This window comes from Pedococcus sp. NPDC057267 (assembly GCF_042668795.1).
Lineage (GTDB): Bacteria > Actinomycetota > Actinomycetes > Actinomycetales > Dermatophilaceae > Pedococcus.
In genome coordinates this window covers 24,324-30,364 of sequence record NZ_JBHUYG010000049.1, presented here as the reverse complement: position 1 = coordinate 30,364, position 6,041 = coordinate 24,324, and the positions used below count along the sequence as shown (strand labels likewise).

At 71.2% G+C, this 6,041-nt stretch carries 5 protein-coding genes; 4 read left to right on the top strand and 1 reads right to left on the bottom strand.

Features of this window, described 5'->3' with window-relative positions; genetic code table 11:
- Window positions 1–38: 38 nt before the first annotated feature.
- Entirely contained in the window at window positions 39–1,205 is a 1,167-nt protein-coding gene (locus ACFUC1_RS12010; protein WP_379119972.1) for a papain-like cysteine protease family protein, read from the bottom strand.
- Window positions 1,206–1,424: 219 nt separating this feature from the next.
- On the opposite strand from ACFUC1_RS12010, the gene ACFUC1_RS12005 reads away from it, so the two are divergent.
- From ACFUC1_RS12005 to ACFUC1_RS11990, 4 genes are all read left to right on the top strand, one after another.
- Window positions 1,425–2,690 (top strand): homogentisate 1,2-dioxygenase, encoded by a 1,266-nt coding sequence (locus ACFUC1_RS12005; protein ID WP_379119970.1) that lies wholly within the window; start codon window positions 1,425–1,427, stop codon window positions 2,688–2,690.
- 3 nt (window positions 2,691–2,693) lie between these two features.
- Complete coding sequence (locus tag ACFUC1_RS12000) at window positions 2,694–3,113, top strand: DUF5959 family protein (protein ID WP_379119968.1); 420 nt, start codon at window positions 2,694–2,696, stop codon at window positions 3,111–3,113.
- A gap of 161 nt (window positions 3,114–3,274) precedes the next feature.
- Complete coding sequence (locus ACFUC1_RS11995; RefSeq protein WP_379119966.1) at window positions 3,275–5,176, top strand: bifunctional metallophosphatase/5'-nucleotidase; 1,902 nt, start codon at window positions 3,275–3,277, stop codon at window positions 5,174–5,176.
- Window positions 5,059–6,012, top strand: a complete 954-nt coding sequence (locus tag ACFUC1_RS11990) for an SDR family oxidoreductase (RefSeq protein ID WP_379119976.1) — start codon at window positions 5,059–5,061, stop codon at window positions 6,010–6,012. Before ACFUC1_RS11995 ends, ACFUC1_RS11990 begins: the two co-directional genes overlap by 118 nt.
- The last annotated feature ends 29 nt before the right edge of the window (window positions 6,013–6,041 follow it).

Genomic DNA, 6,041 nt, shown 5'->3' with positions numbered 1-6,041 from the left:
GCGCCGAACCCGACTTCGGCGGGCCGGTGGGAGGACCGTCAGGCGCCCATGGTGTCGTCCATGTCGCCGAGGGCCCGGGCCGCCTCGCGCAGCGACCCGACGGCGTCGGGGAACGGCACCGGCTCACCGGACGGCAGTGGCCCCAGGACCGTGAGCGGGACGAGCTGGTCGCCCTCGCCGCCCTCGTAGCTCAGCCACAGCGCCTCGAAGTTCAGGGCCGGCACGCGGTAGAGCCGCAGCTGGCACTCCCGCTCGTCCTCCCCGGCCCGGTCGACCGCGACCTCGAGGGCGTTGCGGAACGCCTCGAGGTGCTGCGGGGCCGAGGACATCGCGCGGACCTCGCCCTCCCGGCTGTCGTCGACGTCGAACCACGCCTGGGGCACGCCCTCCAGCGTCTCGTAGACCCGCAGGCCGACGGGGGTGCCGGTGGCTGCCTCCTTGCGCCGCCCCGTGAGGGCGTCGAGGCCGACCGAGTAGACCGGCTGGGCCAGGCCGAGCGAGGCGCTGGTGTCGCCCGCGGACTCGCGGGCGGCCTCGGCATACGGCGCCTGCTTGAGCTTGAGCAGCGGGCGCACGTCCCAGATCTTCCGCAGGATCGGCTCGGCCACGAGGATCGGGATGATGGGCAACCTGAAGTACCTCTTCGTGTAGTACGTGTGGGTCCAGGTGCCGCTGCCCTGGTAGTTCGAGGAGAAGTCGGCGACGCTCAGGTGCGACTTGTGGTAGATCGGGTCGTCGATGTCAAAGTACTCGTGCCCGAGGAACCGGCTGTAGCCGTAGATGCACACGAAGTGGCCGCCGCCGCCGCTCCAGCCGATGCGGGCGCCGACGGGCCGGCCGGCGTCGATCTCCGCCTTCACCTGGCTGAAGGTGGCAGGGCCGGTGATGCTGACGAAGTTGTCGGTGCGGGTCAGGGCTCGGTCGAGGTACCACGGCACGTTGGCGGCCGCGGGGACCGGTGTGTCGCAGGCGTCGGTGCGGCCGAGCTCGGCGTTCACGACGCGGCACTGGGTCCACGAGCTCCAGAACCAGTAGTAGTGCGAGACGCTTGTCGCGGTCGCGGCCCAGCACCAGTTGGACTGCGTCTGCGCCTGCATGTCGAACCCGAGCTGGCGGGACTGGAACAGCGTCCCCCACCAGTCGAGGTCCCACAGCAGCGATCGGTACGGTCGCGACGTCGCCAGGACCAGGTCGTCGATGGACATGGGTCGAACCCCTATTTCTCTCGGGTGACACCACCGGTTTCGGCGGCTTTGGAGGGGGTTGGCCAGAGTCTCCCGCGATGCCCTGCGGTCGGGATCGTCCAGGTGCAGTAGCGCCCACCTGCACCGTCGCGGCCGGGCGCGGGGGAGTCGGCCCACGGCGGCTCGACGGGCGTGACATGCTCGGAGCCAGCACCCCTTTCGACGACGAGAGAGCGAGCGATGGCGCACTACCAGGCGATGGGCAGCATCCCGCCCAAGCGGCACACCCAGCACCGGCGCCCCGGCGGCCGTGGCAAGCCCGGTGAGCTGTACTACGAGGAGCTCATGGGGGAGGAGGGCTTCTCCTCGGACTCCTCGCTGCTCTACCACCGCAACATCCCCTCCACCGTCTCGGGCGCCCGCGAGTGGGTCCTGCCAGACCTCTCCACGACGCCGAACCACCCGCTCCAGCCGCGGCACCTCAAGCTGCACGACCTGTTCACGCCCAAGCAGGTCAAGGACACCGACGTGGTGACCGGCCGCCGGCTCGTCCTCGGCAACGGGGACGTGCGCATCTCGTATGCCGTGGCCGGTGCGCCGAGCCCGTGGTACCGCAACGGGATCGGCGACGAGTGCGTCTACGTCGAGCGCGGCCGGGCCCGGGTCGAGACGGTCTTCGGGGCCTTCGACGTGGCCGAGGGCGACTACCTCGTCATCCCGCGGGCGACGACCCACCGCTGGATCCCGAAGCGCTCCACCAAGGACCCGCTGCGGGCCTACTGCATCGAGGCCAACAGCCACATCACGCCGCCGAAGCGCTACCTGTCCAAGTACGGCCAGCTGCTCGAGCACGCCCCCTACTGCGAGCGTGACCTGCGGGCGCCGCAGGGGCCGCTGCTCGCCGAGGACGTGGGGGACAAGGCCACCGACGAGGCCGAGGTCTACATCAAGCACCGCGGGAACGGCCCGTCCGGCATCGTCGGCACCGTCCACGAGCTGCCGTTCCACCCGCTCGACGTCGTCGGCTGGGACGGCTGCCTGTACCCCTACGCCTTCAACGTCCGCGACTTCGAGCCGATCACGGGCCGCGTGCACCAGCCGCCGCCCGTGCACCAGGTCTTCGAGGGCTGGAACTTCGTCATCTGCAACTTCGTGCCGCGCAAGGTCGACTACCACCCGCTGTCGATCCCGGTGCCCTACTACCACTCCAACGTCGACAGCGACGAGATCATGTTCTACGTCGACGGCGACTACGAGGCGCGCAAGGGCTCGGGCATCGGCAAGGGGTCGATCTCGGTGCACCCCGGCGGCCACGCGCACGGCCCGCAGCCAGGGGCGTCCGAGGCATCGATCGGCGTGGAGTACTTCGACGAGCTCGCCGTCATGGTCGACACGTTCCGGCCGTTGGAGCTGGGCGAGGCCGGGCTGGCCGTCGACGACGGGAAGTACGCCCTGTCGTGGAGCGCCGGGCGCTCGCGGGACGGCTCCGACTACTCGATCGGCTGACCTGTGGAACCGGGCCCGCTGGACCTCGTCCGGCTCGTCGACCCGACGGCCGGCCTCGTGGTCCGGGTCCTGGGGCCGCAGGAGGAGCAGACCGACGACCTTGACGTCGACGGCCTCGCCGTCGTGGTCGAGGTCGTCGGTGCGGTGCGTGCGAGCTGGCCCGACGTCGTGTCCCGCGCGGACGTGGCGGAGTGGGAGGCCGGGCTGGGCGAGCTCGAGCGGGGCCGCCCGGTGTCGTGGCGCGACGGCGGCAGCGGGGTCGCGCTGCGGCTGACCCCGTGGCCTGCCGGGGACCGGGTCGACGTGCGGGTGTGGGACGAGGCGAGCACCGGCATCGAGGTCGCCCTGCCCGTCCGTCCAGCGCCGGGGTGGGTGGCCGAGCACCGTTCGATGGCCGCCCGGGTGCGCACGGCATACCCCTGACCGGGCCGGCCGCAGCTGGCCGAATCCATACCGTCGGGGGGTCCCGACGCCGTCGGGCCGAGGCTAGGGTGGTGGTTCCGCCACGTCGCCGACGCCGCACCCGCATGCCGTCGCGGACGCCCACCGACCCACGAGGTCGCCGAGGTCCCAGGAGGTCCCTGATGCCCACTCCCGACTCCGCCGTCGCCCGTCTGGTGGCCACCGAGCGCTCCCGGAGGGAGATGCTGGCGATGGCCGTGGTCGGAGGTGCCGGCGCTGGCGCCGCGTTCCTCGGCAGCGGCACCGCGCACGCGGCCCAGGAGAAGGGCCCGAACAAGGGCGGCGTCTCCTACCGGATCACGGTGATGGGCACGACGGACACCCACGGCAACGTCCTCAACTGGGACTACTTCAAGGACGCCGAGTACGACGACTCCAAGCACAACGACGTCGGCCTGGCCAAGATCGCGACCCTGGTCGCCGGCGTGCGTGCCGAGCGTGGTGCCGACCGCACCCTGATGATCGACGCGGGCGACACCATCCAGGGCACGCCGCTGTCGTACTACTACGCGCGGATCGACCCGATCACCGGCGGCCCGAAGCACCCGATGGCGATCGCCATGAACCAGATCGGCTACGACGCCGCCGCCCTGGGCAACCACGAGTTCAACTACGGCATCGACACCCTGCGCACGTTCGAGTCCCAGTGCGACTTCCCGCTCCTGTCGGCCAACACGGTCGACTGGACGACCGGGGCCCCGGCGTTCAAGCCCTACATCATCAGGAGCTTCAAGGTGCGGGGGGAGGGCAATCCCCTCAAGGTCGGCATCCTCGGGCTCGTCACGCCCGGCGTGGCGATCTGGGACAAGGCGAACGTCGACGGCCAGCTGCGCTTCCCCGGCATCGTCGAGCAGGCCAAGGTCTTCGTCCCGAAGCTGAAGCAGGCCGGCTGCGACCTCGTCGTGGTGGCGTGCCACTCCGGCTCGGAGTCCACGTCCTCCTACGGCGACGCCCTGCCCTACCCCGAGAACGCCTCGACCCAGCTGGCCGAGCAGGTCGCCGGCATCGACGCCGTCCTCGTCGGGCACTCGCACGTCGAGATCGTCGAGCGCTTCGTCGACAGCAAGGTCACCCCAGGCAAGAAGGTCCTGCTCACCGAGCCGCTCAAGTGGGGCATGCGCCTGTCGGTCATCGACTTCGACGTCACCCACGACGGCAAGCGCTACGTGCTGAAGGACGTGCACTCGCACCTGCTGGACTCGAAGAACGTCCCCGAGGACGACACCGTGGCGGCCCTCCTCGCGGACGACCACGCGGTCGTGCGCACCTACGTCAACTCCGTCATCGGCACGTGCACCCTCCCGATGTCCGCGGCGACCGCGCGGTTCGAGGACACCGCCGCCCTCGACTTCATCAACCACGTGCAGGGCCAGGCCGTGAAGGCTGCCCTCGTGGGGACGCCGCAGGAGACGCTGCCGGTGCTCTCGATCGCCGCACCGTTCAACCCGGACGCGGCGATCCCGGCCGGCAACGTGACCGTTCGCGACGTCGCGGGTCTCTACATCTACGACAACACCCTGCTGGGCATCGTCTTCACGGGCGCCCAGGTCAAGGACTACCTCGAGTACTCGGCCCGCTACTTCAAGCAGGTCAACGGCACCGGCCCCTACAACCCCGACGACGTGACCCGGGCCGTCACGTCCACGGCGCCGAACGGCACGCCGGACTACAACTACGACGTGATGGGTGGGCTGGACGCGTCCCTGGCCTACGACATCGACATCGCCCAGCCCGTCGGCTCGCGGATCACCAACCTGACCTACGCCGGCAGCGCGATCGACCCGGCCGCGCAGTTCGTCATCGCCATCAACAACTACCGCCAGTCCGGCGGTGGGGGCTTCCCCGGCGTGACCACGGCACCGGTCGTCTACAACGCCCAGGCCGAGATCCGCCAGCTGATCATCGACTGGGTCACCCAGCAGGGGACGATCGACCCGACCACCTTCACCACCTACGACTGGAAGCTCGTCGCCGACGGGCAGCTGGTCGTGGTCGAGGGCGCCTCCGAGGGCGGCCGCCACTGAGCCGTCTGCTCGTCACCGGCGCCAGCGGGGCGCTGGGTCGGGCGGTGGCCGAGCGCGCGCAGGCCGCCGGCCACGACGTCGTCGGCACGTTCCTCACCTCGCGCCCTGCGGAGGCAGCGGGGCGCGAGGTGCGGCGGGTCGACCTGCGCGAGCTCGCGGCCACCAGTGCGCTGCTCGCGCAGGTGCGCCCCGACGTCGTGGTCCACACGGCATACCGGCAGGACGACTGGGCGACCACGGCGGGTGGTGCGGCGCACGTGGCCCTCGCCTGCGCCGACCACGGCGCACGGCTGGTGCACGTCTCGAGCGACGTCGTCTTCCGCGGCGACCGCGACCACTACACCGAGGACGACGAGCCGGATGCCGTCGAGCCCTACGGCCGGTCCAAGGTGGCCGCGGAGCAGGCCGTGCTCGAGTGCGCACCCGGGGCCGCGGTCGTCCGTCCGTCGGTGGTCCTCGGCTCGTCGGGCGGACGCCTGTCGCCGACCGAACAGCTCGTCCACGACCTGGCGACGGGTGCCCGGGAGGGCGCGCTGTTCACCGACGACGTCAAGTGCCCGGTGCACGTCCAGGACCTCGCCGACGTGCTGCTCGAGATCGTCGAGCGGGAGCTCTCGGGGGTGTTCCACGCTGTCGGGCCGGACCCCCTGAGCCGGTACGAGATCGGGCTGCTCGTCGCCGCTCGCGACGGTCTCGACGCGTCGCGACTGGCGAGCACCACCCGCGCCGAGGCTGGGGTCGGCGGCGCGCCCCGGCTGGTCCTCGACAGCAGCCGCACACGGGCCCTCCTGCGCACCGGCATCCGCGGCGCCCGTGAGTTCCTCACGGCCGGCTGAGCGGGGGACGGCTCCCGGCCGCCAGGGCG

Bases quoted from the DNA above. Each gene is read 5' to 3' on its own strand.
- ACFUC1_RS12010 (WP_379119972.1), bottom strand. From the start codon at position 1,205: ATGTCCATCGACGACCTGGTCCTGGCGACGTCGCGACCGTACCGATCG.
- ACFUC1_RS12005 (WP_379119970.1), top strand. From the start codon at position 1,425: ATGGCGCACTACCAGGCGATGGGCAGCATCCCGCCCAAGCGGCACACC.
- ACFUC1_RS11995 (WP_379119966.1), top strand. From the start codon at position 3,275: ATGCCCACTCCCGACTCCGCCGTCGCCCGTCTGGTGGCCACCGAGCGC.